Annotated in this window: 25 protein-coding genes, 1 tRNA gene and 2 pseudogenes; 18 read left to right on the forward strand and 10 right to left on the reverse strand. The window is 69.2% G+C overall.

What is annotated here, in order from left to right; genetic code table 11:
* Positions 1-135: 135 nt before the first annotated feature.
* Together FPZ47_RS00570 and FPZ47_RS00575 are read right to left on the reverse strand one after the other, a co-directional pair.
* Positions 136-975, reverse strand: coding sequence for a nucleotidyl transferase AbiEii/AbiGii toxin family protein (locus FPZ47_RS00570; protein ID WP_069433435.1), 840 nt, complete (start codon positions 973-975; stop codon positions 136-138).
* A complete protein-coding gene (locus tag FPZ47_RS00575; protein ID WP_036429123.1) occupies positions 972-1,988 on the reverse strand; it encodes a hypothetical protein in 1,017 nt (338 codons plus the stop codon). The genes FPZ47_RS00570 and FPZ47_RS00575 overlap by 4 nt, the downstream gene beginning before the upstream one ends.
* Before the next feature lie 250 nt (positions 1,989-2,238).
* Between FPZ47_RS00575 and FPZ47_RS28215 the strand changes: the two genes are divergently transcribed.
* Positions 2,239-2,300 (forward strand) — tRNA-Phe (locus FPZ47_RS28215).
* Positions 2,301-2,894: 594 nt separating this feature from the next.
* Positions 2,895-3,503: a cation transporter gene (locus FPZ47_RS00580; protein ID WP_144947024.1), complete on the forward strand. Its 609-nt coding sequence runs from the start codon at positions 2,895-2,897 to the stop codon at positions 3,501-3,503.
* Between the two features lie 93 nt (positions 3,504-3,596).
* On the opposite strand, the pseudogene FPZ47_RS00585 reads toward FPZ47_RS00580, so the two are convergent.
* The 3 genes and pseudogenes from FPZ47_RS00585 to FPZ47_RS00595 all read right to left on the reverse strand — a co-directional run.
* Positions 3,597-4,604, reverse strand: a pseudogene (locus tag FPZ47_RS00585) (cation diffusion facilitator family transporter); the annotation flags it as partial.
* Positions 4,601-5,002, reverse strand: a complete 402-nt coding sequence (locus FPZ47_RS00590; RefSeq protein ID WP_144947027.1) for an ArsR/SmtB family transcription factor — start codon at positions 5,000-5,002, stop codon at positions 4,601-4,603. The gene FPZ47_RS00590 and the pseudogene FPZ47_RS00585, both read right to left, overlap by 4 nt.
* Before the next feature lie 64 nt (positions 5,003-5,066).
* On the reverse strand, positions 5,067-5,435 hold the full coding sequence (locus FPZ47_RS00595) for an ArsR/SmtB family transcription factor (RefSeq protein WP_246133230.1): 369 nt from the start codon (positions 5,433-5,435) through the stop codon (positions 5,067-5,069).
* 90 nt (positions 5,436-5,525) lie between these two features.
* Between FPZ47_RS00595 and FPZ47_RS00600 the strand changes: the two genes are divergently transcribed.
* From FPZ47_RS00600 to FPZ47_RS00615, 4 genes and pseudogenes are all read left to right on the forward strand, one after another.
* On the forward strand, positions 5,526-7,487 hold the full coding sequence (locus FPZ47_RS00600) for a heavy metal translocating P-type ATPase (protein WP_144947216.1): 1,962 nt from the start codon (positions 5,526-5,528) through the stop codon (positions 7,485-7,487).
* Positions 7,488-7,501: 14 nt separating this feature from the next.
* Positions 7,502-7,807 (forward strand): annotated as a pseudogene (locus FPZ47_RS00605) (hypothetical protein); the annotation flags it as partial.
* A gap of 65 nt (positions 7,808-7,872) precedes the next feature.
* A complete protein-coding gene (locus tag FPZ47_RS00610; RefSeq protein ID WP_144947219.1) occupies positions 7,873-8,553 on the forward strand; it encodes a M15 family metallopeptidase in 681 nt (226 codons plus the stop codon).
* A gap of 10 nt (positions 8,554-8,563) precedes the next feature.
* Positions 8,564-9,376, forward strand: coding sequence for a methyltransferase domain-containing protein (locus FPZ47_RS00615; RefSeq protein WP_144947030.1), 813 nt, complete (start codon positions 8,564-8,566; stop codon positions 9,374-9,376).
* A gap of 3 nt (positions 9,377-9,379) precedes the next feature.
* Here FPZ47_RS00615 and FPZ47_RS00620 read toward each other — a convergent pair whose 3' ends face one another.
* On the reverse strand, positions 9,380-10,906 hold the full coding sequence (locus FPZ47_RS00620; protein ID WP_144947033.1) for an amidase: 1,527 nt from the start codon (positions 10,904-10,906) through the stop codon (positions 9,380-9,382).
* A gap of 280 nt (positions 10,907-11,186) precedes the next feature.
* On the opposite strand from FPZ47_RS00620, the gene FPZ47_RS00630 reads away from it, so the two are divergent.
* Genes FPZ47_RS00630 through FPZ47_RS00645 form a run of 4 tightly spaced genes read left to right on the forward strand, consistent with a single transcriptional unit; the run spans position 11,187 to position 15,171 of the window.
* The gene (locus FPZ47_RS00630) at positions 11,187-12,764 is read left to right on the forward strand and encodes a methylmalonyl-CoA mutase family protein (RefSeq protein ID WP_144947035.1); all 1,578 of its coding nucleotides are present in this window, start codon (positions 11,187-11,189) and stop codon (positions 12,762-12,764) included.
* Entirely contained in the window at positions 12,765-13,190 is a 426-nt protein-coding gene (locus FPZ47_RS00635; protein WP_144947038.1) for a cobalamin-dependent protein, read from the forward strand.
* Positions 13,175-14,131 (forward strand): TIGR03564 family F420-dependent LLM class oxidoreductase, encoded by a 957-nt coding sequence (locus FPZ47_RS00640; RefSeq protein WP_144947040.1) that lies wholly within the window; start codon positions 13,175-13,177, stop codon positions 14,129-14,131. The genes FPZ47_RS00635 and FPZ47_RS00640 overlap by 16 nt, the downstream gene beginning before the upstream one ends.
* A gap of 26 nt (positions 14,132-14,157) precedes the next feature.
* Positions 14,158-15,171, forward strand: a complete 1,014-nt coding sequence (locus FPZ47_RS00645; protein WP_144947221.1) for a CaiB/BaiF CoA transferase family protein — start codon at positions 14,158-14,160, stop codon at positions 15,169-15,171.
* 34 nt (positions 15,172-15,205) lie between these two features.
* Here FPZ47_RS00645 and FPZ47_RS00650 read toward each other — a convergent pair whose 3' ends face one another.
* Positions 15,206-16,108, reverse strand: a complete 903-nt coding sequence (locus tag FPZ47_RS00650; protein ID WP_144947043.1) for a LysR family transcriptional regulator — start codon at positions 16,106-16,108, stop codon at positions 15,206-15,208.
* A gap of 144 nt (positions 16,109-16,252) precedes the next feature.
* On the opposite strand from FPZ47_RS00650, the gene FPZ47_RS00655 reads away from it, so the two are divergent.
* Genes FPZ47_RS00655 through FPZ47_RS00665 form a run of 3 tightly spaced genes read left to right on the forward strand, consistent with a single transcriptional unit; the run spans position 16,253 to position 18,166 of the window.
* A complete protein-coding gene (locus tag FPZ47_RS00655) occupies positions 16,253-17,146 on the forward strand; it encodes an SDR family oxidoreductase (protein ID WP_144947046.1) in 894 nt (297 codons plus the stop codon).
* Positions 17,136-17,708 carry an LLM class flavin-dependent oxidoreductase gene (locus FPZ47_RS00660; RefSeq protein WP_246133231.1) on the forward strand — a complete coding sequence of 191 codons (573 nt, stop codon included), beginning with the start codon at positions 17,136-17,138 and terminating at the stop codon, positions 17,706-17,708. The genes FPZ47_RS00655 and FPZ47_RS00660 overlap by 11 nt, the downstream gene beginning before the upstream one ends.
* Positions 17,709-17,743: 35 nt before the next feature.
* On the forward strand, positions 17,744-18,166 hold the full coding sequence (locus FPZ47_RS00665) for a nuclear transport factor 2 family protein (RefSeq protein ID WP_144947049.1): 423 nt from the start codon (positions 17,744-17,746) through the stop codon (positions 18,164-18,166).
* Here FPZ47_RS00665 and FPZ47_RS00670 read toward each other — a convergent pair.
* Both FPZ47_RS00670 and FPZ47_RS00675 read right to left on the reverse strand, forming a co-directional pair.
* On the reverse strand, positions 18,163-19,428 hold the full coding sequence (locus FPZ47_RS00670; RefSeq protein ID WP_144947053.1) for an amidohydrolase family protein: 1,266 nt from the start codon (positions 19,426-19,428) through the stop codon (positions 18,163-18,165). The genes FPZ47_RS00665 and FPZ47_RS00670 overlap by 4 nt on opposite strands.
* 20 nt (positions 19,429-19,448) lie before the next feature.
* Positions 19,449-19,766 carry a 2Fe-2S iron-sulfur cluster-binding protein gene (locus tag FPZ47_RS00675; protein ID WP_246133235.1) on the reverse strand — a complete coding sequence of 106 codons (318 nt, stop codon included), beginning with the start codon at positions 19,764-19,766 and terminating at the stop codon, positions 19,449-19,451.
* A gap of 135 nt (positions 19,767-19,901) precedes the next feature.
* Between FPZ47_RS00675 and FPZ47_RS00680 the strand changes: the two genes are divergently transcribed.
* The 4 genes from FPZ47_RS00680 to FPZ47_RS00695 are packed head-to-tail and all read left to right on the forward strand — an operon-like array spanning position 19,902 to position 24,044.
* Positions 19,902-21,317, forward strand: coding sequence for a class I adenylate-forming enzyme family protein (locus FPZ47_RS00680; protein ID WP_144947059.1), 1,416 nt, complete (start codon positions 19,902-19,904; stop codon positions 21,315-21,317).
* Positions 21,295-22,200, forward strand: coding sequence for an acyl-CoA dehydrogenase family protein (locus tag FPZ47_RS00685; protein WP_144947062.1), 906 nt, complete (start codon positions 21,295-21,297; stop codon positions 22,198-22,200). The genes FPZ47_RS00680 and FPZ47_RS00685 overlap by 23 nt, the downstream gene beginning before the upstream one ends.
* Positions 22,187-23,275, forward strand: a complete 1,089-nt coding sequence (locus FPZ47_RS00690; RefSeq protein WP_144947065.1) for an acyl-CoA dehydrogenase family protein — start codon at positions 22,187-22,189, stop codon at positions 23,273-23,275. Before FPZ47_RS00685 ends, FPZ47_RS00690 begins: the two co-directional genes overlap by 14 nt.
* A 1-nt stretch (position 23,276) precedes the next feature.
* The gene (locus tag FPZ47_RS00695) at positions 23,277-24,044 is read left to right on the forward strand and encodes an enoyl-CoA hydratase/isomerase family protein (protein ID WP_144947068.1); all 768 of its coding nucleotides are present in this window, start codon (positions 23,277-23,279) and stop codon (positions 24,042-24,044) included.
* 38 nt (positions 24,045-24,082) lie between these two features.
* Here FPZ47_RS00695 and FPZ47_RS00700 read toward each other — a convergent pair whose 3' ends face one another.
* Positions 24,083-24,934 carry a proline iminopeptidase-family hydrolase gene (locus tag FPZ47_RS00700; RefSeq protein WP_144947227.1) on the reverse strand — a complete coding sequence of 284 codons (852 nt, stop codon included), beginning with the start codon at positions 24,932-24,934 and terminating at the stop codon, positions 24,083-24,085.
* A 163-nt stretch (positions 24,935-25,097) separates the two neighbouring features.
* Here FPZ47_RS00700 and FPZ47_RS00705 point away from each other — a divergent pair, with 163 nt between their 5' ends.
* Positions 25,098-26,237, forward strand: coding sequence for a thiolase family protein (locus tag FPZ47_RS00705; protein WP_144947071.1), 1,140 nt, complete (start codon positions 25,098-25,100; stop codon positions 26,235-26,237).
* Positions 26,238-26,248 lie beyond the last annotated feature (11 nt).

Raw genomic sequence — 26,248 nt, forward strand, 5'->3', positions numbered from 1 at the left:
CCGACACGCCGACGTACGGTGCAGAGGCCAATCGCGGTGAGCGCTCTACGCGACTGTGAGTCAGGTGCTGTTCGCGACTTTCGCAACTTTGCCCCGACCTTGTACCGTTCCTGGGACGACACTTTGATCAGCGGGTCAGCGCAGCAGGCGCTGAGTGAATGCCGCGATCGCGAGCTGACCGTCGGTCGCCACGGTCTCAGCGTCTTCGTCGGGGTGGTTCTCGATGAACTGCTTGACGTACGCGAGAGAGCCCTGGGCGGACGAATCGGCGAAATTCGCTTGCAGGTCTAGCAATTGGGTGCGCACCTCTCCTGTCGGCAGACCAAAAACCTCCAAGACGCGTTCAGCCGCTGCGGTAGCGTCCCCGTGGTTGTTGTGCAATAACACGAATGCGATGTCGTACCAGTCCTTTTCTTTGCGGCGGCCGTGAGCCGCAGCCACCTTCGCGAGGAGGAAACCGGCCAATCCGGTGACCTTGATTTCAGCCTCGCGCCGCGTCCCGTGGTCGATTGCCTGGATCTTCTGAATCACGACGTCTCTTGCGGCGTATCCAGTTCCGCGCAGGTTCGCTGCCCCGAGCTGTTTGCAGCCGGTGAACTCGACAGTCGCGTTGTTCGGCTCATCGTCGAGATCAGCCAGCAGCTCGAACTTGATCGTAGCGCGCACGCCCTCGGGGTCGTTTAGCTCCCATCGCCACACCCGTTCGTCATCAGGCTCAAACCCCGCATTGAGCAACGCCTCTTCCAAGCGCGCCGCTTGAACTGAGCCACCGGCAATTTCCAGGTTGACCTGAACGTCGACATCGGACGTCCCCGCGTGACGCTTCGACGAGTTCGAGCACAGCAGGGCGGGCACCAATCCCCCGAGAAGCACGAATTCTGGGCGTCCCCCGTAGTGATGCACCACGCGCACCAGTGCGAGTTCAGCTGCTCGCCTGGCCGCGGCGGTCCGAACCTGTCCTACGTCGGCATTCATAGTGTCGTCATCTCCTCACGCAAGTGCTCGGCCGCGTCTTCGCCGCGCACCCCACTGATTCGGAGGTCGGCGTACGCGCGAGGCCACAGCACCGAGCGAAAGCCGTCGGCGATCGTCTCGGTGAGTTTCGCACCGGCCGGTGTGGGGAACGGGCGCAGCACCAGGCGGCCACCATCCATCTCTTGGAGGCCAGCGGCCGACGCGGCTCGGCGAACATCACTCCACGTCTTGCCCGCCACATAGATCTCCAAGGGCGCTACCTCGGTCTGCATCGGCGCAAGTATGCTCGCCGAAAGTGCGCTTGTGGCAGCCCAATCTATATCAGCAGCTTCCAAGAGCTGACCGGTCTGGATCGCCCCGGCGGCGGGATCTCGCCACAGCACACCGACGCGGATGGAAATCGCGGAGCGCAGCCGCTCGGCCGCCGTCGCGTAAGCGTCGAGAAACTCGTCGCGATCCGCGACGCGCCGCGCCGCACTGGGACCACGCGCAGCCGAGCTGACCAGATGCCCGTCCTTCTCGAGGAATTTCAGCGCAGTCACCGCGCTGCCCATTGATATCCCGGTGGCGTCTATAACCGAGTTCGCGGTCGGGCTTGCCTGTCCCGAGAGGATGGCCTCGCAAACGGCGAGCGTGGCTGGCCTCCACCCGATGCGCGAGTCCAGGGGCACCGGGGGCTTGCCCTTTGTGTCGATGATGATCGTCGTCCCCGAGGAATCCCTGATGACGATGTCAGCTGCACCGGATTCATCGACCCAGCCGATGCCGGCTTTCATGGCGACAGCGCGCGCTCCCGGTGACATCCGCGGCGCGGCGATCACGTCCGGCCTGGGCTTATCGTGCAGGGCCGCTTCGACCTGCTGCGGCCAGCCGACCGTTAGCCAGCGGACCCGAAGATCCTTATTGTCCAGCGTCACGATCAGATCCCGGTTCGGACCTTCAGCGCTACGCGCGCGCAGCGCGGTATGAAGCACGCCTTCCAGCGCGCTGACCGCCCTGTCCTGGTGCGCCATGACTACCACCATACCTCAATAAAAGCCAGTACCTCACTGATATAGTGATGTACGTTAGGCCGTTGAGGTACACGCTAGGGTCAGACCCATCTAAAGGCGTAAACACGTTCGCCAACCATGAGCGACGGGCGTCCGGGCTTAGTCGGGAAGCTGGTTCCATGGGGCCAAGATGGGGCCAGCGAGCCAGACCGACTGATCTGACACGTCCGAATACCGGTCGCACATCCGGTCTGACCGGCTGAAACACATCGGTGTAGGCCGCACCACCGCCTGAAAAGCGGAAGGTCGGCGGTTCGATCCCGCCCCTGGCCACCGCGAGAACGACCCGCTCGCGCGGGGCACGGGTCGGCCTCCGGTGCAGGTGGCGCAGGGGCCTTACACAACCGGAGCCGGCCGGGCCCGGTTCGCCGCCGGCAACCACCGTCGCGCCCAGTCCGGTCACGGTCACCGAGGTGTGCGGCGCGGCCGCGCCGGCTCATGCAGCCACGGAGTGTGGTATCGACGGTGGACCCCTCCCCGGAAGCCTGTGGCGCCTGTCGCATGTGCTCCGGCTCGCGGGCGCCCTGCGCGGTCAACGGATGCGGCTCCGCCGGAACCGAAATCGACCGAATTCAAACCGGTTTCAGCGAGGGAAGCAGCCGGCGCACACCTCGGGATTGATCCATGGGTATATCGTGAGACCGTGATCTGCATGGGCGACGATCCCCGTGTCGCGGGGTACGGGGCAACGGCCGGATTCGCCGTACTCTGGGCGCGAAAAGCGTTGGGCTCGGCTCCGGTGCACCGCGCCGCGGTGACCACGGCGGAGTTGGGTCTGTGCCCGACTTGGGCCTGCCGACGTGACGGCCGTGGCCCGCGAACGGACCCGGGAGCGCGGCCGGCTCGGCCATATGTGTCACTGTCGGGATGAGCGAGCTTGACGATGCTGCGCGTAAAGCATTGCTGCGCAGGGGGTTCGCTCTGGAATATGCCACGCTGGCCTGGAATGTGGTCGGTGCCTTAGTTCTGGCGGTGGCGGCCGTCAAGGCCGGATCGGTGGCCCTGGCCGGATTCGGTCTGGACTCGCTGATCGAGATCGGCGCCTCATTGGTGGTGGTCTGGGAGTTGTCCGGAACCGGCGAGGCGCGTCAGCGGTTTGCCCTGCGGCTCATCGGTGTCGGCTTTGCGGCTCTGGCGGTCTATTTGCTGGTGCAGTCGACGGTTGTGTTCGTCAACGGTTTTCACCCCCGTTACTCGCCGCTGGGTATCGCCTGGACGGCTGTCACCGCGGCGGCGATGTTCGCATTGGCGGCAGGTAAGGCCAAAGCCGGTGCCGCACTCGGCAATCCCGTGCTCGCCACGGAAGGCCGGGTCACCCTCATCGACGGTCTGTTGTCGGCAGCCGTCCTGCTCGGGCTACTGCTCAATGCCCTCGCCGGCTGGTGGTGGGCCGACCCTCTCGCCGGCTACGTCCTGGTCTTCTACGCGCTGCGCGAGGTCAAGGATATCTTCTTCACGCACAGCGCCGCGGCGTGAGGACGAAGTCGTCCGGGGTTCTCGGTGCGGCTGATGGTGTTGGCCATGCCGCTCGGCGTCATGGCGGTGCGCCTCCGCGGGATTGGCGTCACCGGCGGGATAGGCGTGGATCATCGCGGTGGTCAGCTTGGGGACCGCGTACATGAGATCGTGCTCGGCGTCGTGGGCGATGCGATGCGCCTCGGCCAGACTCAGGGCGGGGTCGATGTCGAGTTCGGCGTCGGCGTGTAGTCGGTGCCCGATCCAGCGCATCCGCACGCTGCGCACCGAGCGGACCCCGGGCCGGGCGGCCAGGATGGTCTGCGCGGTGTCGATGAGCTCGGGATCGACGCCGTCGAGGAGACGGCGAAACACGTCGCGCACGGCGGTGCGCAGCACGGCCAGAATGGCCACGGTGATCACCAGGCCGATGATCGGGTCGGCCAGCGGAAAGCCGAGGGCGACACCGCACGCGGCGAGAAGCACCGCCAGGGAAGTGAATCCGTCGGTGCGGGCGTGCAGCCCGTCGGCAATCAGGGCGGCCGACCCGATGCGCCGGCCGACCCGGATCCGGTAGAGGGCGACCCATTCGTTGCCGACGAACCCGGCCAGCCCGGCCAGCGCAACCCATCCGACGTTCTCGATCGGCTGGGGATGGACGAGCCGCATGACGGCTTCGTAGCCCGCGATGATCGCCGACATCGTGATCATCGCGACCACGAAGAGGCCGGCCAGGTCCTCCGCCCGGCCGAATCCGTAGGTGTAGCGGCGGGTGGCGGCCTTGGTGCCCAGGGCGAACGCGATCCACAGCGGGACGGCGGTCAGCGCGTCGGAGAAGTTGTGGATCGTGTCGGCGGCAAGGGCGATCGACCCCGAGACGATGACGATGACGATCTGCACCACGGCGGTGACTGCCAGCACCAGCAGACTGGTCTTGACCGCGCGGATCCCGGCCGCGCTGGACTCCAGCGCGCCGTCCAGGCTGTCGGCGGCGTCGTGGGAATGCGGGGCGAAGATCTCCTTGATCGCACCCCTTAATCCCTTCGGATGGTCATGGCCGTGGTCGTGATCGTGGGGATGATCATGACCCGCGCCCACGGCGCCGTGGTGGTGGTCGCTCATCTCGGGTGGGCCTTTCGCGACTGCCGTTCGGCCGCGATGTCGCGCACGGCGGGTTGGCCACGGTGGTGGGAGGGAACGCCGGGGCCGGCGTGTTCGGCGTTGAACACCGCGTCGACGACCAGGCGGCTCACGTGGTCGTTCTCCAGGCTGTAGAAGATCGTGGTGCCCGCCCGGCGGGTGCGCACGAGCCGGGCCATCCGGAGCTTGGCCAGGTGCTGAGACACCGATGGGGCGGGTTTTCCCACCCGTTCGGCCAGGTCGGTGACCGACAGTTCCTCGTCGATCAACGACCACAGCAGCCGAATGCGGGTGGCGTCGGCCAACATCCGGAACACCTCGACGATCAGTCCCACCTGATCCTCGTCCAGCGGCGGCCCCGAACCATTACCTGCATGCATGCGCAGATATTAGCCCATGCGGCCAAGGGTTTGCCAGCGCTTTTTCGGGCGGGGCAACGGCGACTCAGTCCCCCGGAGTGGGGATCCCTGGGGGCGCGGCGATGTCGCCGATCGTGTCGGCGCCGAACAGCGCCTGGCTGAGCACGCGCAACACGTCCCGGTCGGCCGGGGAGTAGTAGACAAAGGTGCCCTCGCGGCGATTTTTGACCAGGCCGGCAAGACGCAGCTTCGCCAGATGCTGGCTGACCACCGCCGGCGCCACCTGCGCCAACTCGGCCAGGCACGCCACCGAGGTCTCACCCTGCAACAACGCCCAGAGCACCTTGATCCGGGTCGGGTCGCTCAACATCCGAAACGCCTCGGCGGCGCGCCCCACCTGCTCCTCGGTCGGCATGGCGAACCCGGAGATCGACGTGTGCACAGCCTGCAGCATACCGCTGACCTCGGTGATCAGTCGGCTGCCTGTACTTGCATGTGCGCATACGCATGATCATGCAGATAAGGTGGTCGGGTGACTGCCGGCATGCCCACCTCCACCTCTGCGCATCCGGACGGCGACGCGCAGGCGCACTCGTGGCGACTGCCGCGGTCCGGCGCATGGTCGCTGCCCGAAGTCCGCTGGGCGCTGGTCGCGACCGGACTGTTCGGCCCCGGCCTGTTGGCACAACTGGTCGGGGGACCGGCCTGGCTGTACTGGGCGCTCTACCTCGCCTGCTACGTCGCCGGGGGATGGGAGCCGGGACTTGCCGGGCTGCAAGCGTTGTGGGACAAGACCCTTGACGTCGACTTGTTGATGGTCGCCGCGGCCATCGGCGCCGCGGCGATCGGTCAGGTTTTCGACGGCGCGCTCCTCATCGTCATCTTCGCCACCTCCGGCGCGCTGGAGGCCGTGGCGACCAAGCGCACCGAGGATTCGGTGCGCGGACTGCTCGACCTGGCACCGGAAACCGCCACGCGTATCACCACGACCGGCGCCGAGGAGGTGGTCGACACCACGACGCTCGACGTCGGCGACATGCTCCTGATCCGCCCCGGGGAACGCGTCGGCGGCGACGGTGTCGTCGTCGACGGCGCCAGCGAGGTCGATCAGGCCACCATCACCGGGGAACCCCTGCCGGTCGACAAAGACAGTGGCGACGAGGTGTTCGCCGGCACCCTCAACGGCACCGGCACGCTGCGGGTGCGGGTGAGCCGCCCGGCCGCCGACACCGTCATCGCGCGGATCGTGGAGATGGTCGCCGAGGCCAGCGCCAGCAAGGCCCGCATGCAGTTGTTCATCGAGAAAGTCGAACAGCGCTACTCGGTGGGTATGGTGGGCGCGACCGTCGCCTTGTTCGCCATCCCGCTGTGCTTCGGCGCCGAGTTGCAGCCGTCGTTGCTTCGCGCGATGACCTTCATGATCGTGGCGTCACCCTGCGCCCTGGTCCTTTCCACCATGCCGCCGCTGCTGGCCGCGATCGCCAACGCCGGCCGGCACGGGGTGTTGATCAAGTCGGCCGTGGTGCTGGAAAAGCTCGCCACCATCACCCGGGTCGCGCTGGACAAGACCGGAACACTGACCGAAGGAGCGCCGCAGCTCACCGGCGTCCGGGTGTTGTCCGCGGCCGGGTTGGGGGAGGGCGCGCTGCTGGCGCTGGCCGCGGCCGCGGAGAATCCCTCCGAGCATCCGCTGGGCCGGGCGATCGTCGCCGCCGCGCGCGACGCCAACCTGCCGCCGCAACCCACAACTGACTTCGCCTCCACGCCCGGGCGCGGGGTTCGCGCCCGGGTGGGCGCCGACGTCGTCGAGGTCGGCAGTCCCACGCTCCTCGACGAACGCGACTGTGCCGGCCGGGCCGCCGTCGCCGAGTTCGAGGACGCGGGCCAGACCGCGGTCGTCGTGCGCATCAACGGCGGTGTCGCCGGGGTGCTCGGGCTCGCCGACCGCCCGCGCGGCGAGGCTGCCCACGCCGCGGCCCGGGTCGCCGCGCTCACCGGCACCGAGCCCGTGCTGCTGACGGGCGACAACCCCCGCGCCGCGGCCCGCCTCGCGGGTGACCTGGGGATCTCCCACGTCCGCGCCGGACTACTTCCGGAAGACAAGGTCGCCGCCGTCCGGGACCTGGAGGCCGGTGGCGCCAAGGTGATGCTCGTCGGCGACGGCGTCAACGACGCCCCGGCCATGGCGGCCGCCCACGTCGGTGTCGCGATGGGGCGTTCCGGCTCGGACCTCGCCCTGGAAACCTCCGACGCGGTGATCACCCGCGACGATCTGGCCACCATTCCCGCCGTCATCGCCCTCGCGCGCCGCGCCCGCCGCGTGGTGGCCGCAAACCTCGTCATCGCCGCGACGTTCATCGCCGTGCTCGTCACCTGGGACCTCGCGGGGCACCTGCCGCTGCCGCTGGGCGTGGCCGGTCACGAGGGCTCCACCGTCTTGGTCGGCCTCAACGGCCTGCGGCTGCTGCGCAACGGCACCTGGCCCAGTTTCAACGCCCACGCATAAGTAGGGCCTGCCGAATCGCCCTCCGGGGGCAAGGGCAGCTCCTCGCCCCCTACAAGCTGTCCGGCGTGGCGGTGCTGGTCGTGGCCGCGGTGGTGTTCGCGTTGGTGCACGGGCAGTTCCGGGGTGATTTCACGGCCAAGACGAAGCTGACGATGCTGGCGTCGCGGGCGGGACTGGTGTTCGGCGGTAAGTACGTGTCGTTGACGACGCCGAAAAACCCTATGCCGCAACGGATCACGCCGTCACGGGTGGTCGATGCGCGTGGCGTGACGACCGAGATCAACACGTTGTTCCAGACGAGCACCTCGATCGCGCAGCAACGCTACGTGGACGGCGACCTTGCGGGCGACTGACGAACCATGACAATGGTCGGATGCAGCGGTTCATGGTGGCCGTGGTTGCGGCACTACTGCTCGACCTCTCCCGCGCCGCGAGCGCGACGGCCAGCCCCGTTGTGCCGCCCGTCAGCGACGCGGCGCGCGCGGCGGGGTTCGTCGACGTCCGCAGCGTCGTGCCCGACGCCGTCGTCGACCTGCGCTACGCGACGACGAACAATTTCACCGGCACGCAGTTGTACCCGTCAGACGCCCGCTGCCTGGTGCACCAGTCGATGGCGCCCGGCCTCGGCGCGGCTGCGGCGGCGCTGCGCCCGCAGGGGCACGTGCTGGTGTTCTGGGACTGCTACCGGCCCCACGACGTGCAGGTCAAGATGTTCAACGCGGTGCCCAACCCGGCCTGGGTCGCCCGGCCAGGGCCCTACGCGCACAGCCACGAGTCCGGGCGTTCGGTCGACGTGACGTTCACCAGCGCGGGGCAGCCATGTGCGCCCGACCGTCACGCCGGCGGGGTGTGCCTGGCCGACATGGGCACTGACTTCGACGACTTCACCGCCCGCGCAACCGCATTCGCTACGCAGGGCGTCAGCCCGGAGGCGCAGGCGAACCGCGCCCAGCTGCGCAACGCGATGACCTACGGCGGGCTGAGCGTGTACTCCGGTGAGTGGTGGCATTTCAACGGCCCGGGCGCTGCCGCCGACCGCCCGATCCTCGACGTCCCGGTCGATTAGGGAGCGCACGGTGATCGACGAGCCCCGGGCCAACTACACCCACGGACACCACGAGTCGGTGCTGCGCGGTCATTCGCGGCGCACGGCCGAAGACTCCGCGGCCTACCTGCTGCCGCATCTGCGGCCGGGGCTGTCCGTTTTGGACGTCGGGTGCGGACCCGGGACGATCACCGGCGACCTCGCCGCCCGGGTCGCCCCCGGACCGGTCACCGCCGTCGACCAATTCGGCGCGGTCCTCGACGTGGCCCGCGCCGAGATACAGCGGCGCAACCTGTCCAACGTCTCGTTCGCCACCGCCGACGTCCACCGGCTCGACTTCCCCGACGACACCTTCGACGTCGTCCACGCCCACCAGGTGCTGCAGCACGTCGCCGACCCGGTGCGCGCGCTGCGCGAGATGCGCCGGGTGTGCCGTCCGGGCGGGGTCGTGGCGGCCCGCGACGCCGACTATGCCGGATTCGTCTGGTATCCAAGGCTTCCCGCGCTGGACCTGTGGCTGGATCTGTACCAGAAGGCGGCCCGCGCCAACCGCGGCGAACCCGATGCGGGCCGGCGGCTGCTGTCCTGGGCGCTCGAGGCCGGGTTCGCCGACATCGCGCCCACGGGCAGCCTCTGGTGCTACGCGACGCCCGCGACCCGGCAGTGGTGGGGCGGAATGTGGGCCGACCGAATCCTGCATTCGGGTGTGGCGCGCGAATTGCTGCGGCTGGGCCTGGCCACGCCGGCGCAGCTCGAGGAGATCTCCGCGGCGTGGCGGGCCTGGGCCGCGGCCCCGGACGGCTGGCTGGCGATCCCGCATGGCGAAATCATCTGCCGTGCATAGGCGCTACCCGGGGAAGGGAAATCCGCCGCACAGGGACTCGAACGCGGCGCCGGCCCGCAACACCGTGGCGTCGTCGAATCGCCTGCCCACGATCATCATCCCGACCGGCAGGCCGTCGAGGAGGCCGGCGGGCACCGACAGGGCGGGATGGCCGGTGATGTCCATGGGTGCGGTGTTGACCGCCTTGCCCAGCGCGCGACCGAGCAGTCCGACGTCGTCGGGACCGCCGGCCGGAAGCGGGTCCGCCGTCCCCGCAACGGTGGGCATCACCAGCACGTCGTACTCGTCCAGCGCCGCATCGTAGGCGGCCCGCACGTGCGGAAGCAGGTTGCGCGCCTTGGCGTAGGTTGCGCCGCCGAGGGTGTGCAGTCCGTAATGCCCGCACAGCGCGGTCGCCTTGACGGTGCTGGCCAACGCGTCGGCGTTGGCGACCCGCTGCCGGGCGAAGTGCGCCATGAGCTCCGGGTCGTACAACCCGTCGACGCCGAGCCCGTAGCCGTTGCCGTCGACCATCTGGTAGGTGGCGCCGTCGGTGAAGACGACGTTGAACACGTGCAGCGCCGTCCGGTGCCAGGGCACGCTGATTTCGCCTACCGGACAACCGTATTCGGTGAACCGCCGCGCCGCCGAGCGGACTAGTTCGTCGGCTTCCGGTGACGCCCCGGGCTGCCCGAAACCCTCGCCGACGATGCCGACGCGCAGCCCGGTCACGTCGCCGGTGAGCGCGGCCCGGTAGTCGAACGCGGCCATCGGCTGATGCTGGCGCGGGTCGCGGCCGTCGGGCCCGGCGAGCACCGTGAGCATCAGTGCGGCGTCGGCGACGGTGCGCGTCATGGGTCCGAGATGGTCGATCGTCCGCTCGATCGGAAATGCCCCGGTGTAGGGCACCAGGCCGTGAGTCGGCTTGTGCCCGACGATGCCGCACAACGCGGCCGGGATGCGGATCGACCCACCCTGGTCGCCGCCGAGGGCGAGGTCGACCTCTCCGGCGGCGACCAATGCGCCGCTCCCGCTGGAGGACCCGCCCGTCTCGCGCGCGGTGTCCCAGGGATTGCGCACCGGCCCCGAGGCGGAGGTGAAGCTCGACCCCGAGCAGCACAGGTCCTCGCACACGCTCTTGCCGGCGATGGTCGCCCCGGCGGCGAGCAGGCGCTCGACGACGGTCGCGTCGCGGCCGGGGACGAACCCCTCGACCGCTCGGGACCCGTTCATCATCGGAACGCCGGCGACGGCGATGTTGTCCTTGACCGCGACCGTCCTGCCCGCCAGCGGTCCCGCGGCGCCGGAGCGGATCTCGGTGGTGACATACCAGGCGCCGAGCGGATTTTCCGCCGCCGTCGGGAACCGGTAGCCGCGCTCGGGAGCCTGCGGCCGCGCCAACTCCTCGTACAGCGCATCGACCACGTCATAGGACGTCAGGGTGCGGTCCACGGCCGCCAGGTACCCGCGTCGCGCGCCGGCGTCGAGGTGGAACCCGAAATGCCGAGCCGCGGCGTCGAGGTCGCCGGCCGATGGCCGCGAAACCGTCACGTCGAGCAGCTTAACCCTCAGTCCAGGAAGAGGTCCGGGATCGGCTGGTCTGCACCGCCGTAGCGGGACAGGTCGGTGACCCCGGCCGACCGCGACGCCGCGGCCTCGACCGCGCGCCACGTCCTCGTTCCCGGCGGACGTCGCCGACGGCGGCCAGCGCCTTGCCGCCGGAGATCACGGCGGTTCGTTCGCCGCGCATATCGTTGGGCATGGCGCTCCTTTGGCCTGGTCAGCCCCGCGGTATTGGCATTCTCTTTTTTTGCAAGTACGTTATCAGCCGATGGATAACCAGATTCAGACCCCATCGGGCATTCCGTTGCGGCCCGTGTACGGGCCGGGGGACAGGACCGCCGAACCTGCGCCGCCCGGACAGTTCCCGTTCACGCGGGGCAATTTCGCGTCGGGGTATCGGGGCAAGCTGTGGACGTTTCGTCAGTACTCGGGCTTCGGTACCGCCGAAGAGTCCAACCGCCGCTACCGGTACCTGCTCGAGCAGGGTGGCACCGGCCTGTCGGTGGCGTTGGACCTGCCCACCCAGTGCGGATACGACTCCGATGATCCCGAGTTCGGCGAGGAGGTGGGGCGGGTCGGTGTCGCGGTGGACACCCTGGCCGACTTCGAGATCCTGTTCGATTCCATCCCGCTGGACAAGCTCAGCACGAGCATGACGATCAACGGCACGGCCGCGATCCTGCTGGCGTTCTACGTCGCCGCGGCCGAGAAGAAGGGCATCCCGCGGGTCACGCTGACCGGGACCATCCAGAATGACATCCTCAAGGAGTACGCCTCGCGCGGTACCTGGATCTGGCCGCCGGAGCCCTCGCTGCGGCTGATCGCCGACACGATCGAGTTCTGCGCCGCCGAAGTGCCGCGGTTCAACGCGATTTCGGTGGCCGGGGCCCACTTCCGCGACGCCGGCGCCAACGCGGTGCAGGAGATGGCGTTCACCCTGGCCGACGGCATCACCTATTGCGACACCGTGGTCCAGCGCGGCCGCATGAGTATCGACCAGTTCGCGCCGCAGATCTCGTTCTTCTTCTACACCCACGGCGACTTCTTCGAGGAGATCGCCAAATACCGTGCCGGACGCCGCCGTTGGGCCACCATCGTGCGGGAGCGGTACGGGGCGGACACGGACAAGGCGTCGATGTTCCGGTTCGGCTGCGTGTGCGGCGGCGCGTCGCTGTATGCCCCGCAGGCGCAGAACAACCTGGTGCGGGTGGCCTACGAGGCCATGGCGGCGGTGTTGGGCGGGGTGCAGTCGATGTTCACCGCGGCCTGGGACGAGCCGTTCGCGCTGCCCACCGAGGAATCCACCACCCTGGCGTTGCGCACCCAGCAGATCCTGGCGTATGAAACCGGGGTGGCCAGCGTGGCCGATCCGTTGGGCGGCTCGTACTTCGTCGAGGCCCTCACCGACGCCACCGAGGGCCGCATCGTGGAGATCATGGACGACCTGCAGCGCCACGGCGGCATGGTGGCCGCGATCGAGGACGGCTACCTGCAGGGCCTGATCGCCGACGAAGCCTTCCGCACCCACCAGGACATCGAGGGCGGCACCCGCCCCGTCGTCGGGGTCAACCGGTTCGTCTCCGAGGAACCCGAACCCGACGTGGTCACCTACGAGCTGGACGCCGAGGGGCGCGACCTGCAGCTCAAGCGGCTCTCCAAGGTGAAGGCCGAACGCGACTCGGCGGCAGCGCAGTCGGCGCTGGCAGAACTGTCACGCGCCGCCGAGGGCACCGACAACCTGATGCACAAGCTGATCGACTGCGCCAACGCCTACTGCACGGTCGGTGAGATGGTCTCCGCGCTCAAAGCGGTGTGGGGCGAGTTCGCACAGCCGGTGGTGTTCTAGATGGCCGTGCGCATCCTGGTGGCCAAGCCCGGCCTGGACGGACACGACCGCGGCGCCAAGATCGTCGCGCGCACCCTGCGCGACGCCGGCTTCGAGGTCATCTACACCGGTATCCGGCAACGCATCGAAGACATCGCCTCGATCGCGGTCCAGGAAGACGTCGCCGTCGTGGGCCTGAGCATCCTGTCCGGTGCCCACCTGGCGCTGACCACCCGCACCGTCGAGGCCCTGCGTGCCGCCGACGCCGCCGACATCGCCGTCGTCGTCGGGGGCACGATCCCGCACGCCGACGTGCCCAAACTGCTGTCCGCGGGCGCCGCCGCGGTGTTCCCCACCGGGACACCGCTGGACGCGCTGGTGCGCGACATCCGGGCCCTGACCGGACCCCCCCAACCCGCATCGGAGGAATCGTGCGCGTCGGAGTGATGATCGGTGCCGAGCGCGGCGACATGGCCCGCAAGGTGCACAAGCTGGTCTCCGATATCGAATGGGCCGAGTCCGCGGGTCTGGACACCGCGTGGATGCCGCAGGTTCCCGACGACTTCGACTGCCTGGCCATGGTGTCGCTGATGGCCGCGCACAGCTCGCGCATCGAGTTGGGTACCGCGGTGGTGCCGCTGCAGGCTCAGCATCCGATCGCGCTGGCCCGCCAGGCGCTCTCGACGCATGCGGTGGCCGGTGGTCGGCTGGCGCTGGGGGTCGGACCGTCGCACCACTGGATCGTCCGCGACATGCTCGGCCTGCCGTATGAGAAGCCGGCCGCCTACACCCGTGACTACCTGCGGGTGCTGGGCGCCGCCATCGCCGGGCCGGGACCGGTTGACGTCGAGAACGATTCGTTCACCGTGCACAACCCGCTGGCGATCGGAGCCGACACCCCGATGCCGGTCCTGGTCGCCGCGCTCGGACCGGTGATGCTGCAGATCGCCGGCGAACTTGCCGACGGCACCGTGCTGTGGATGGCCGACGAACGCGCGATCGGTGAGCACATCGCGCCGAAGATCGCCAAGGCCGCCGCGGACGCGGGCCGCCCCGCGCCGCGGATCGTCGCGGGCATCCCGGTATGCCTTTGTGCGCCCGCGCAAGTCGGCGAGGCCAGGGAGCGGGCCAACCGCATCCTGGGCGAGGCCGAGGTGTCACCCAACTACCAGCGCCTGCTCGATCGCGGCGACGCCCGCGATGTCGGCGACCTGTGCGCGGCCGGCGACTCCGAACAGATCCTGCGGCGATTCCGCTCATTCGCCGACGCCGGTGTGACCGACCTGTCGGTGCGCCTGTTGCCGATCGGCGCCGACCGCGACGAACTGGTCGCCTCCAAACGGCGCACCCGCGAGATGATCGCCGCTCTCGCAACGGAGCTGCGGTGACGCGGGACGGTTCCCAGGGCCCGCTTATGGGGGTTCGCATCCTCGAGGTCGGCACCATGCTGGCCGGCCCGTACGCCACCATGCTGCTCGCCGACCTCGGGGCCGAGGTCACCAAGATCGAGCCCCGCGGCGGCGAGATCTCCCGCGGCGTGGGCCCCAGCTATTTCGCCAGCCTCAACCGCAACAAGTCCAGCATCTGCCTGGACCTGAATTCCGTTGCGGGACAGAACCGGCTGGGCGAGCTGGTGGCCGGCGCCCACGCGCTGCTGGTGAACCTGAAGCCGTCGGCCATTCGCCGGCTGGGGCTCACCTACGAGGCGTTGCGGCGCCACAACGAGCGGATCGTGTGCGTGGCGATCACAGGATTCGGGCTGCACGGCGGCGACGACCCGGCCTTCGACTACGTAGTTCAGGCCTCCACCGGTATCGCCGCCCTGACGGGCGACCCCGACGGGCCTCCGACGCTGCCCGGCTACTCCTCGGCGGACAACTCCACCGGCATGTGTGCGGCGCTGGGCCTGCTGGCCAAGATCGTCTCCGGCACCGGCGGGCAGGTGGACGTGTCGCTGCGCGACGTGATGTTCTCGCAGCTGAACTACCACGCCGCGGCCTACCTCAACAACGGCGTGGAGCCGCGGCGGCGGCCGTACGGGGCGCATTCGTATTACGTTCCTGCGCAACTGTTCCCGACGGCAGAGGGATATCTGGCGCTGTTCGTCACGCACGACGGCTTCTGGAAGTCCTTCGCCGCCGAGGCGGGTATCGGGGGTTTCGAGACGATGGCCGAACGGGTCGAGCGGCGCGACGAGGTGCTCGCCGTCGTCACCGCGATGCTGGCAACCGACACCGCCGTCGGCTGGGAGCGGCGATTGCGTCCCCTCGGGGTGCCGGCGGCGGCCGTCCGGACGTTGCCTGAGGCGCTCGATGCGACCCCGGAAGTGGTCGTGGCCGCGGGCGATTTCCGCCTCGTCGCCGGCCCGATCCACGTGTCCGGTTACGAGCCGCAGTATCGCCCGCCGCCTGTGTTGCCCGAGGGCTGAATCGGCGCCGCCCTCCGTACGGCGCCGCCCGGGCTCAGAACGGCGAGCCCGTGAGGTGCGCCTCGGCGAGCTTGCGGAACGCCGCCACCAACCGGCTGCGGTCCCCGGCGCGCGTGGCGAGCACCACGTGGCAGGGCTCGACGCCCCGCAACGGGACGGTGATGATGTCGGGCCGCAGGGTGTTGACGCGTAAATCGGGCACAACGGCGACCGCCTGCCCGGAGGCGATCAGCTCGAATTTGTCCTCGAGCGCGTGGATGAACGGTCCATCGGGCGCCCGGCGTCCGTCGGGCCGGGGATCGATGCGCCAGAAGGCACTCCACAGCGTGTCGGAGTCGCGAACCCGGGGCATCGGTTCGTCGGCGATGTCGTCGAGGGTGACGAATTCCCGCCCCGCGAGCCGGTGATCGACCGACATGGCCAGCACCCGGGGCTCGTCGTAGAGGATGGTCACGTGCAGCCCGTCGGTAGGGAACGGGAGCCGGGTCACCACCGCGTCCACCCGATGCCCGAGTAACGCGTCCAGGGCCTGGTCCCAATCCAGATGGGACACTTGCACATCGGCGTCGGGGTGTTCGCGGCGCATCTCGCGCACCGCGCGGGTGACGATCATCCCGGTCGTGTAGCCGATCGCGATGCGGCTGGGCTGGGCGGCGGCCCGGGCCTGGGCGGCGGCATGCGTGGCCGAGCGCAGCAAGGCCTTGGCCCGCGGCAGGAACACCTCCCCGGCCTCCGTCAGCCGGGTGCCTTGTGGCGTGCGATCCAGCAGTCGAACGCCCAGTTGTTGCTCCAGCCGGCGGATCTGCCGGCTCAACGACGGCTGCGCGACGCGCAACGCGGTCGCGGCGCGGCCGAAGTGCCGGTGTTCGGCGACCACCACGAAGTACCCGACCAGCCGCAGATCGAGGTCGATGACGGGCGATACCGATTCGGTCATCAGGTTATCGTAGCCACCGCACGCGCGCAGCCCAAGTGAGCAGGGGTGATACCGAAACCGCATCGCGGCATTCGAAACGGGTCTTGGACAGGCTGCCGCGCGCGGTCGTTGACTGGACGCGACAGCGAAAGAAGGGAGCCACGCATGCATGTCTTTGTCACCGGCGCGAGCGGACACATCGGTTCGGCCGTCGTCGACGAACTCCACGAGGCCGGGCACCGGGTCACCGGCCTGGCCCGCTCCAACGAGGCCGCCACGGCTTTGAAAGCGAAGGGCGCCAACGTCTGCCGGGGGGACCTCGACGACCCCGACGGCCTGGCCGAAGCTGCTGCCGCCGCGGACGGTGTCATCCACCTCGCGTTCAAGCAGGACTTCGCCGACATCGCGGGCGCCGCCGAGACGGATCTGCGTGCCGTGCGGGCGATGGGCGAGGCGTTGGCCGGCTCGGAGCGGCCCTTCGTCAGCACATCGGGGACGCTCCTGCTGGCGCTCCTGGGCCACGCAGGCGTCGGCACCGAACGCGACACGGTGCCCGGCGGTCCGCGGGTCGACTCCGAGAATGCGGCGATCGCACTGGCCGAGCGCGGAGTGCGCTCGTCGGTCATCCGGCTTTCGCCGCTGGTGCACAGCAACCTCGACCACCACGGCTTCGCCCACCATCTGATCGGCGTCGCCCGTGAGACCGGCAAGTCCGCCTACATCGGCGACGGCTCCAATCGCTGGCCCGCCGTCCACACGCTCGACGCCGCGCGCCTGTACCGGCTGGCCCTCGAAAAAGCCCCCGCGGGAACGCGATTGCACGGCGTCGCCGACGAGGGCGTGCCGTTCCGCGAGATCGCCGAGGTCATCGGCCGGCAGGTGAACGTGCCGACCGCCGGCATCCCGGCCGAAGAAGCAGGCCATTTCGGGTTCCTGGCGTTGTTCGCCGCGCTGGACAACCCCACCTCCAGCGCGCTGACGCAGCAGGCGCTGGACTGGCATCCGGAATACCCCGGCCTCATCGACGACCTGAACGAGGGGCACTACTTTGCCGCGTGAGAATCCGGGACTCACCGTCGTCACCCGGACGCGCCGGGCGTTGGGTCCGGTGGGGGTGTGCTTGCCGGCCTCGTTCACCGAGCCGCTGTTCGCGGACCGTCAGCGTGCGGCCGCGCGGCGACTGGAAGCCGCTGGCTACCAGACAATCTGGGTCAACGAGGTCATCGGGAAGGACGCCCTGGTCCAATCGTCGATGCTGCTGGCCGCCACCGAACGCGTGGTTCTGGGCACGTGCATCGCCAACATCTGGGCCCGGCCGGCCCAGACCATGCACGCCGCGGCCGCCCAACTGGCCCAGGCCTATCCGCAGCGGTTCGTGCTGGGCCTGGGGGTCGGCTACCCGGAACAGGCGGCGGCCACCGGGCGGCGGTTCGGCAGGCCGCTGGCCACCATGCGGGACCACCTCGACCAGATGGACCAACCCACCTGGCCGCCGGCGCCCGACACGCCCTACGCGCGGATCGGCGCCGACCACGTGACGCTGCTGCCGGAGATCGGCGGCGACTTCGCCACCGCTGTGACGCAACGCGAATCGCTGGCCCCGGCCCTGGCCACCCTGTAGCCGGCCGGGAGCCGGGCGAATAGGATTGCCCGGTGATGCATCCGCAGCGAGTCGCCGACGAGATCGAAATCGCCGCCCTGCTCCACAGATACGCCCGGGCCGTCGATTCCAAGGACTGGGAGCTCTACCGCTCGGTGTTCACCGACGATGCCCACATCGACTACTCGTCGGCCGGGGCCCCCGCGGGCCCCCGCGACGAAGTGGCCGAGTGGCTGGCGAAGGGATTCGCCGCAATTCCGATGTCCATGCACTACATCACCAACGTGGAAATCGTCGCCCTCGACGGCGACGCGGCGACGGTGCGGGCGATGTTCTACAACCCGATGCAGTTGCCGGGAATGGCGGAACTCAGCTACTGCGGCGGCTACTACCACCACGAGCTGGTCCGCACGGCCGACGGCTGGCGCAGCCGCAATCTGCGCGAGGAGAACGTCTGGTTCGTCAACCCGCCGGGCTAGGTCAGGCCGGCGACCCGCTTCTGCTCGTAGCGCCGGGCCCACTCGGCGCGTGAGCGGATCGACACGTCGACGTCTACCGCCTTGGCGCGCAACGCCTTCACCGTCGCCTGCTCGCGGGCCGTGCGGGCGAACGGGTCCCAGCCGAAGAACCGGCAGGCGTTGGCCCAGGTGATCTTGTCGATGTCGGCGTCGTCGGCGCCGGCCGCGGTCAGCTCGGCCAGCACCTGTTCGGGCGCATCGGGCCAGAAGCAGTCCGAATGCGGGTAGTCGCACTCCCAGGCGATGATGTCGATGCCGATCTCGTGGCGCAGCCGCAACGAGGTCTTGTCGGTGACGTAGCACGCCAGGGAATGCTCGCGGAACACCTCGCTGGGCAGCTTGTCGCCGAAGTCGCGGCGCAGCCATTTCTGGTTGGTGTAGTGGCGGTCGCTGCGGTCCAGGTAGAACGGGATCCAGCCGATGCCGCCCTCGGAGAACGCGAACTTCAGGTCGGGATACTTGCGCATCGCCGGGCCCCACAGCAGATCCTGGGCGCACATCGCCGAAACCTGGGTGGCCAGGATGATCAGATTGTCGATCGGCGCGTCGGGCGCCATGCTGATCGCGCCGAAGCCGGTGCCGATGTGCAGGCACATCACCACGTTCTGCTCGGACAGGGTCGAGAAGACCGGGCCCCAGTAGTCGTCGTCGTGATAGCTCGGAAGTCCTTCCAGGTGCGGCAGTTCGGGCATGGTCACCGCGCGGCAGCCCTTGGCCGCCACCCGGCGGATCTCGGCGCACATGGCCTCGGGGTTCCAGGTCGGCAGGATGGCGATCGGGATGAACCGGTCCGGATACGAGGCGGCCCATTCGTCGATGTGCCAGTCGTTGTAGGCCGACACCATCACCAGGGTGGCCTCCTCGCGGTGCATGTTGAGGTGGCGCGCGGAGAACCCGGTGAACGTCGGGAAGCACATCGAGGCCAGGATGCCGTTGCGGTTCATGTCGCGCACGCGCTCGTGGACGTCGTAGACGCCGGGGCGCATCTCGGCGAAACCGGCCGGGTCGCGGCCCCATTCCTCGGCCGGCCACGACACCACGGCATTCAGGCCGCTGACTCCCTGGGGCCGGCCCTGGTACACCCACTGGTCGATGCCCTTGTCGTCTTTCACCACGACTGGGGCTTCGGCCTTGTACTTGCCGGGCACGTGGCGCAGGAACATGTCCGGCGGTTCGACGACGTGGTCGTCGATGCTCACCAGGATCAGGTCGTCGGCGTTCATGAACTGCCGCCTTTCTGCGTCTACTCGTAGTGCACCGTGACCGACGGCGTGTCGGGCACGCCCTGGCAGGTCAGGATGTAGCCCTCGGCCACCTCGTCGTCCTCGAGCGCGTCGTTGACCCGCATGGTCGCGTGGCCCTCGACGAGCCTGGCCATGCAGGTACCGCAATTGCCGGCCTCGCAACTGAACGGCGGCTCGAGACCGGCGCGTCGCGCGCTTTCCAATAGCGTCTCGCCGGGGACCCGCGGCACCGAAACCTTCTTGCGGTCGAGGTGGATCGTCACCGTGCCGGGCTCGGCACCGTTGGATGCTGGATTCGTCACTGTGTCCTCGATGATCGGTCCTCGATGATCGCGCAGACCGTCGCCATGACCGGCCCCTCCCGTACTTGCGTTCTTCACTATAGAGAATAGTATTCTCGTCAGCCGATAGGATCTTCTCATCGCGGTTGGGACTGCTGGAAGGAACGGGACGTGACCGAGCCGGCAGCGCTCGTGTTCGAGGAACGGTGCTACAGCGCGCCGCAACTCGACGCGCTGGCCGCCGGGCTGGCCGCGACACTCGCCGAACGGGGCGTCGCCGCGGGCCAGCGGGTTGCGGTGATGTCGTCCAACCGGCCGGAATTCGTCGCCGCGCTGCTGGCGATTTGGCGGCTCGGGGCGACCGCCGTGCTCGTCAGCCCCGCCTGGAAGCGCGACGAGGTCGCCCACGCGCTCGCGCTGACCGAACCGACTCATGCCGTCGGTGACCATCCGGTGCTGGCCGGCCTGATGCCGATGCTGCCGCTGGACGAACCGATCGCCCCCGGCGAGTCGCTCGCCCGTTCGCTGCCGCGCCGCGCCGACGCGGTCTTGGTCTTCAGTTCGGGCACCACGGGCCTGCCCAAGGCCGTCCGGCACACCCACGCGGCGCTGGACGAGGCCGTCGGACACTGGCGGGCAGCGCTGCGGCTGACCGCCCGCGACCGCATCCAGGTGGTCACGCCGCCGTCCCACATCCTGGGCCTGCTCAACATCCTCACCGCGCTGCGGACCGGTGCCCGGATCCGCCTGCATCCCCGCTTCGACGTCGACGCAATGCTGCATCATGTCGAAAAGGACCGCATCACGGTCGAAATGGCGATCGCGCCCATCGCGCTGGCCATCGCGTCGCACCCCCGACTCGAGTCCTACGACCTGTCGTCGCTGCGCTTCATCATGTGGGGCGCGACGCCGGTCACCGTCAGCGTCGCCGAGACGGTGACCCGGCGGACCGGCGTCGGCTGGGTGCCGGCGTACGGCACCACGGAACTGCCCGTCATCGCCTGCAATCCGGTCGACAAGGCCCGCCTCGACACCGTCGGTCGGCCGGTGCCGGGCGTGGAGCTGCGGGTGGTCTCGCTGGACACCGGCGAGCCGGTCTGCACGGGGGAAATCGGCGAGATCCAGGCCCGGTCAACGTCTCTGATGGCCGGGTACCTGCCCGCGGAGGCGACGGGCGAGGCGTTCTGCGGCGGCTGGTATCGGACCGGGGACGTCGGCCGGCTGGACTCCGGTGGCTGGCTGCGGATCACCGACCGCCTCAGGGAGATGATCAAAGTCCGCGGCTTCCAGGTCGCCCCCGCCGAGGTCGAGACGGTGCTGCACGGTCATCCGGCCGTCGAGGACTGCGCGGTGTTCGGCGTCCCGGACGGCATCAACGGCGAGGCCGTCGTGGCCGCCGTCGCGGTGCGCGCCCCCGTCGACACGGCGGCCGTCGCCGCAGAACTCACCGACCGGGTCGAGCAGCGGCTGGCATCCTACAAACGCGTGAGCCGCGTGGTGTTCGTGGCCGATATCCCGCGCCTGCCCTCGGGCAAGGTGCTGCGCCGAGTCCTCAAGGAGCGCCATGGATGTACGTCTGACAGCTGAACAGCGGCAACTGCGCGACGCCGCCGCCAGGCTGGCCGACGACCTCGGGCCGGGGTCGGTGGGGGACCTCGACGACGACGGGCGAATCACGCGCCTGGACCGGCAGGTCGCTGGGAGTGGCTGGCGCGCGCTGCGCTCCGACGGCGCGTCCGGTGTGGAGGTCGCGATCGTGGCCGAGGAATTCGGGCGCCGCCTGGTCGACGCGCCGTTCCTCGGGCCGGTGCTGGCCGACGACCTGGCCCGCCACCTCGGCGCCGACGGTGGGGGAGCAACCGTAGGTGTCGACGGCCGCGTGATCGACGCGCGCGGATGCCAACGTGCACTTGTACTCTCGGGATGCGCCGTGCTGGCGACGGAGGTCGGCGCGCGTCGTGGCGGTGCGGATCTCACTCGGGCCGAAGCGAGTTCGACGGGGGAGCCGACCCCTCTCGGTGAGGTGTCCGACGGCGACGCCGCACGATGGCTGGCGCTCGCGCTGGCCATCACGTCGGCCGATCTGGTCGGAATCGCCCGCGGCGCGCATGCGGTGGCCTGCGACTACGCGAAAATCCGCGAACAGTACGGCAAGGCGATCGGGTCCTACCAGGCCGTCGCGCACCTGCTGGCCGAAAGCCTCGCGCTGATCGAAGGGTCGGTCAGCATCTCGCGCCATGCCGCGTGGGGGGTCGACGAACTGCCGCCGGCCGAAGCCATCCGGGCCGCCCAGATCGCGAAGGTCTACTGCGCCCGGGCCGCCCGCACCGTCTGCGAGACCGCGATCCAGGTGCACGGCGGCATCGGCAATACCTGGGACTGCCTGGTGCACGTCTACCTGCGCCGGGCGCTGACCTCCACCGAACTGTGGCCCGTCGCGCTGAAGGAGATCGACTTTGGACTTTCGTGACTCGCCCGCCGAGGCGGCCTTCCGCGAGCGGCTGCGAACCTGGCTCGCGTTGCACGCCAAAGACTTTCCCAGCTCCGGCGACGAGTACTGGGCCCGTCAGGCCCAGTGGCATCAGGCCCTTTTCCAACAGGGCTTCTTCGGGCTGTCGTTTCCCCGCGAGTACGGCGGTCAGGATCTGCCGCCGGTCTACGACGTCATCGTGGACGAGGAGCTGTCCCGCGCCGCCGCGCCGCCGCGCCCCAGCGTGGGCTATCTGGTCTACGGCATCGGCAGGCACGCGAGCGACGAGCTGCGCCGGCGGTTCCTGCCCGGCATCATCGACGGGACCGAGCGGTGGTGCCAGGGGTTCAGCGAGCCCGGCGCCGGCTCGGATCTGGCCTCGCTGACGACCGCCGCACGCCGCGAGGGCGACGACTACGTGATCGACGGGCACAAGATCTGGACCAGTTACTCCGACGTCGCGGACTGGTGTCTGCTGCTGGCCCGCACCGACCCCGAGGCCAAACGCCACCGGGGCCTGTCGGCATTCATCTTCGAGATGAAACAGCCCGGCGTGCAACAGCGTCCGCTGCGCATGATCAGTGGGGTCATCAACGAGTTCGGGCAGGTCTTCTTCGACGGCGCCACGGTACCGGCCGACCGGATGGTCGGGGCGCCCGGCGACGGATGGGCGGTCGCCATGACCGTCGTCGGCCACGAGCGCGAACCGTCCACCCTCGGCTACGCCGCCAGGTACGGCAAACTGGTGCGAAACCTGTTGGCGCGCAGCGCAGAGCCGGTGTCCGAGGAGGTCGCCTGGGCGGCCGTTCAGTCGGAGATGTTAACCCATCACGTGCGGCGGCGGCTGTCCGAACAGCTGGACGGGGTATCGCACGGGCCCGAAGGATCGCTCGACAAGCTGTTGATGACCTGGGTCGAACAGTCGGTCGGACACGCCGCGCTGGCGGTCGCGGGCACCCGCGACCCCGACCTGCTCGGCGCCTACCTGTACAGCCGCGCGCAGAGCGTGATGGGCGGAACATCGCAGATACAGAAGAACATCATCGCTTCACGAATCCTGGGACTGGGGGTCTGACGTGTATGACATGCCCGACGAGATCGACGTGCGTGCCGACGGCGCGTTGCGCATCGTCACACTGAACCGGCCGGACTCGCTGAACTCGGTCAACGACAACCTGCACGTCGGGCTCGCGCGGCTGTGGCAGCGACTGACCGACGACCCGACGGCACGCGCGGCGGTGCTCACCGGGGCGGGCCGGGCGTTCTCGGCGGGCGGCGACTTCGCCTATCTCAAGGAGCTTTCGAAAGACGCCGCACTGCGCGCCAAGACCATTCGCGACGGGCGCGAGATCGTGCTGGGCATGGCGCGGTGCCGAATCCCCTTGGTGGCGGCGGTCAATGGGCCGGCCGTCGGCCTGGGCTGCAGCCTGGTGGCGTTGAGCGACATCGTCTACATCGCCGAGGACGCCTACCTCGCCGACCCCCATGTGCAGGTGGGGCTGGTGGCCGCCGACGGCGGGCCGCTCACCTGGCCGCTGCACATCAGCCTGCTGCTGGCCAAGGAATACGCGTTGACGGGCTCCAGGATTCGCGCCGAGCGGGCCGTGGAACTCGGGTTGGCCAATCACGTGGTGGCCGATCCCGTCGCGGAGGCCACCGCGTGCGCCAGGAAGATCCTGGAGCTGCCCCAGCAGGCGGTCGAGAGCACCAAGCGGGTGCTCAACATCCATCTGGAGCGCGCGGTGCTGGCGAGCCTGGACTATGCCCTCGCGGCCGAGTACCAGTCGTTCACGACCGAGGACTTCCGCTCGATCATCGCCCGGCTGACGGCGGGCAGGAACTAGCTGACTGGAGGTCACTTCGGCGGAGGGGCACCGCGAGCTCAGGCTTCGTGGCGGCGGAGGAAGTCGCGCATCACCCGGTCGAATCGGGCGGGCTCCTCGATGAACGGCATGTGCGAGCTGGATTCGAACAGCTCGAACTGCGAGCCCGCGATGCGCCGGTGCATCTCGTACATGTGCTCGGGTGCGCACTCGTCGTACCTGCCCGCGAGGACCAGGGTCGGCAGGGCGATCTCGGTCAGCCGGTCCAGCACGTCCCAGTCGCGGATGGTCCCGACGATGTGGAAGTCGCTGGAACCGAACATTGTCTCGAAGATCTCGGTGCCCATTCCCGCGAACGCGTCGAAAAGCTCTGTGGGCCATGGCCGGACGCGACACAGGTACGTTTCGTTCCAGGTGCGGATCGCCGCCTGGTATTCGGCCGCAGAGGTGGTGCCGGCGGCCTCGTGGCGTGCGATCGCAGATTGGGTCTGCGGGTCGAGCTCCGCCTTCAACCGGGCCATCATCCCGGAAAACTGCGGCACGGAGGAGATGCTGTTCGAGATGGTGAGACTGACCGCCCCGGAGCTGACGTCGAGCACGTACTGCTGCGCCAGCATCCCGCCCCACGAGTTGCCGAAGACGTGGAAGCGACTCAGGCCGAGCGTCCGCACCACCGAATCCATTTCGGCCACCGAGCGTTCCATCGTCCACAGGTCGGTGTTCGACGGGCGCCCGGATTTCCCGCACCCCAACTGATCCCAGAAGATGACCTCCCGCTCGTCGGCCAGGCGCTCCAGTGACCTCAGGTAGTCGTGCGGCAGGCCGGGGCCGCCGTGGACCACGAGCACGGGACGGCCCGCACCGCCGCCGGCCCGTCTGGTCCAGACGTGGCCCCCCGGTACGGCGATCATGGGTTCGCGCGCAGTCACGCCCCCTTCCTATCTCAAGTCCCGGCGGGTGGCGAGGCGGCGGCGGCCACTTGCAACTCATACTCTCGCTTTGAGAGAATAAGGTTCTCATGATTGCGTGGTCGCTGCCGGCCCCGCACCTGTCTGCCGAACTGGAGAAGAATCCGTGCCTGAAGCCGTCATCGTGTCCGCCCTGCGCACCCCCATCGGCACCGCCCGCAAGGGAACGCTGCGCGACACCAGCGCGTTCGACCTCGCCCATCACGTGGTGTGCGAAGCGGCCAAGGCTCTGGACCCCGCACAGGTCGACGATGTGGTCCTGGGCGAGGGTCTCTACGGCGGCGGCGTGGTCGCGCGCCACGCGGCGATCACGGCGGGCCTGGCCCACGTGCCCGGGCTGGCCAACAACCGGCATTGCGCGGCCGGGCAGGCGGCGGTGCAGAGCGCGGCGGCAAGTGTGCGCGCGGGCATGGACCAGCTCGTCATCGCCGGAGGGGTGAATTCGGCCTCCACGTCCCCGCGGACGCGCATGCAGGTGGACGGCGAATGGGTCGACTGGTTCCCCCCGACCCACCCGGATCGCCCCGACGCGCCGAACCTCGACATGTCGATCACCGTCGGCTGGAATGCCGCGGTCAAGGCCGGGGTGAGCCGCGAGGAGATGGACGCCTGGGCGCTGCGTTCGCACCGCAATGCGATCGCCGCGATCGACGAGGGGCGGTTCAAGGAGGAGATCGTCCCGATCGGGACACCGCACGGGCTGTTCTCGGTCGACGAGCACCCGCGCCGCGACACCACCATGGAGAAGCTGGCCGCACTCAAGCCGCTGCATCCCGAGATCGAGGGGTTCTCGATCACGGCCGGCAACGCCTGCGGCGCCAACGACGGGGCCGCGGTGCTGACCATCGCCAGCGACCGGCTCGGACTGCCCGCGCTGGCCACCGTGCGCGCCTGGGCGTCGGTCGGCGTCGATCCCGCGATCACCGGTTTGGCTCCGGTGGATGCGATCCCGAAAGCTCTTGCCCGTGCCGGGCTTTCGACGACGGATGTCGATCTTTTCGAGATCAACGAGGCGTTCGCGGCGATGTGCGTGGCCACCATTCGGATGCTCGACCTGGACCCGGACACGGTCAACGTGAGCGGCAGCGGCTGCGCGCTGGGGCACCCGGTGGCGGCGACCGGGGCGCGGATGCTGGTCACCCTGGTGCACGAATTGCGGCGCCGCGGCGGGGGAATCGGCGTGGCGGCCATGTGCGCGGGCGGCGGCATGGGTTCGGCCACGGTGATCGAAGTCGCGGCCCCGTGAGTTCCGTGCGC

Origin of the sequence: Mycobacterium helveticum, assembly GCF_007714205.1 — a bacterium.
GTDB lineage: Bacteria > Actinomycetota > Actinomycetes > Mycobacteriales > Mycobacteriaceae > Mycobacterium > Mycobacterium helveticum.

Bases quoted from the DNA above. Each gene is read 5' to 3' on its own strand.
- FPZ47_RS00570 (WP_069433435.1), bottom strand. From the start codon at position 975: ATGAATGCCGACGTAGGACAGGTTCGGACCGCCGCGGCCAGGCGAGCA.
- FPZ47_RS00575 (WP_036429123.1), bottom strand. From the start codon at position 1,988: ATGGCGCACCAGGACAGGGCGGTCAGCGCGCTGGAAGGCGTGCTTCAT.
- FPZ47_RS00580 (WP_144947024.1), top strand. From the start codon at position 2,895: ATGAGCGAGCTTGACGATGCTGCGCGTAAAGCATTGCTGCGCAGGGGG.
- FPZ47_RS00590 (WP_144947027.1), bottom strand. From the start codon at position 5,002: ATGCATGCAGGTAATGGTTCGGGGCCGCCGCTGGACGAGGATCAGGTG.
- FPZ47_RS00595 (WP_246133230.1), bottom strand. From the start codon at position 5,435: ATGCTGCAGGCTGTGCACACGTCGATCTCCGGGTTCGCCATGCCGACC.
- FPZ47_RS00600 (WP_144947216.1), top strand. From the start codon at position 5,526: ATGCCCACCTCCACCTCTGCGCATCCGGACGGCGACGCGCAGGCGCAC.
- FPZ47_RS00610 (WP_144947219.1), top strand. From the start codon at position 7,873: ATGGTGGCCGTGGTTGCGGCACTACTGCTCGACCTCTCCCGCGCCGCG.
- FPZ47_RS00630 (WP_144947035.1), top strand. From the start codon at position 11,187: ATGGATAACCAGATTCAGACCCCATCGGGCATTCCGTTGCGGCCCGTG.
- FPZ47_RS00635 (WP_144947038.1), top strand. From the start codon at position 12,765: ATGGCCGTGCGCATCCTGGTGGCCAAGCCCGGCCTGGACGGACACGAC.
- FPZ47_RS00645 (WP_144947221.1), top strand. From the start codon at position 14,158: ATGGGGGTTCGCATCCTCGAGGTCGGCACCATGCTGGCCGGCCCGTAC.
- FPZ47_RS00650 (WP_144947043.1), bottom strand. From the start codon at position 16,108: ATGACCGAATCGGTATCGCCCGTCATCGACCTCGATCTGCGGCTGGTC.
- FPZ47_RS00655 (WP_144947046.1), top strand. From the start codon at position 16,253: ATGCATGTCTTTGTCACCGGCGCGAGCGGACACATCGGTTCGGCCGTC.
- FPZ47_RS00665 (WP_144947049.1), top strand. From the start codon at position 17,744: ATGCATCCGCAGCGAGTCGCCGACGAGATCGAAATCGCCGCCCTGCTC.
- FPZ47_RS00670 (WP_144947053.1), bottom strand. From the start codon at position 19,428: ATGAACGCCGACGACCTGATCCTGGTGAGCATCGACGACCACGTCGTC.
- FPZ47_RS00685 (WP_144947062.1), top strand. From the start codon at position 21,295: ATGGATGTACGTCTGACAGCTGAACAGCGGCAACTGCGCGACGCCGCC.
- FPZ47_RS00700 (WP_144947227.1), bottom strand. From the start codon at position 24,934: ATGATCGCCGTACCGGGGGGCCACGTCTGGACCAGACGGGCCGGCGGC.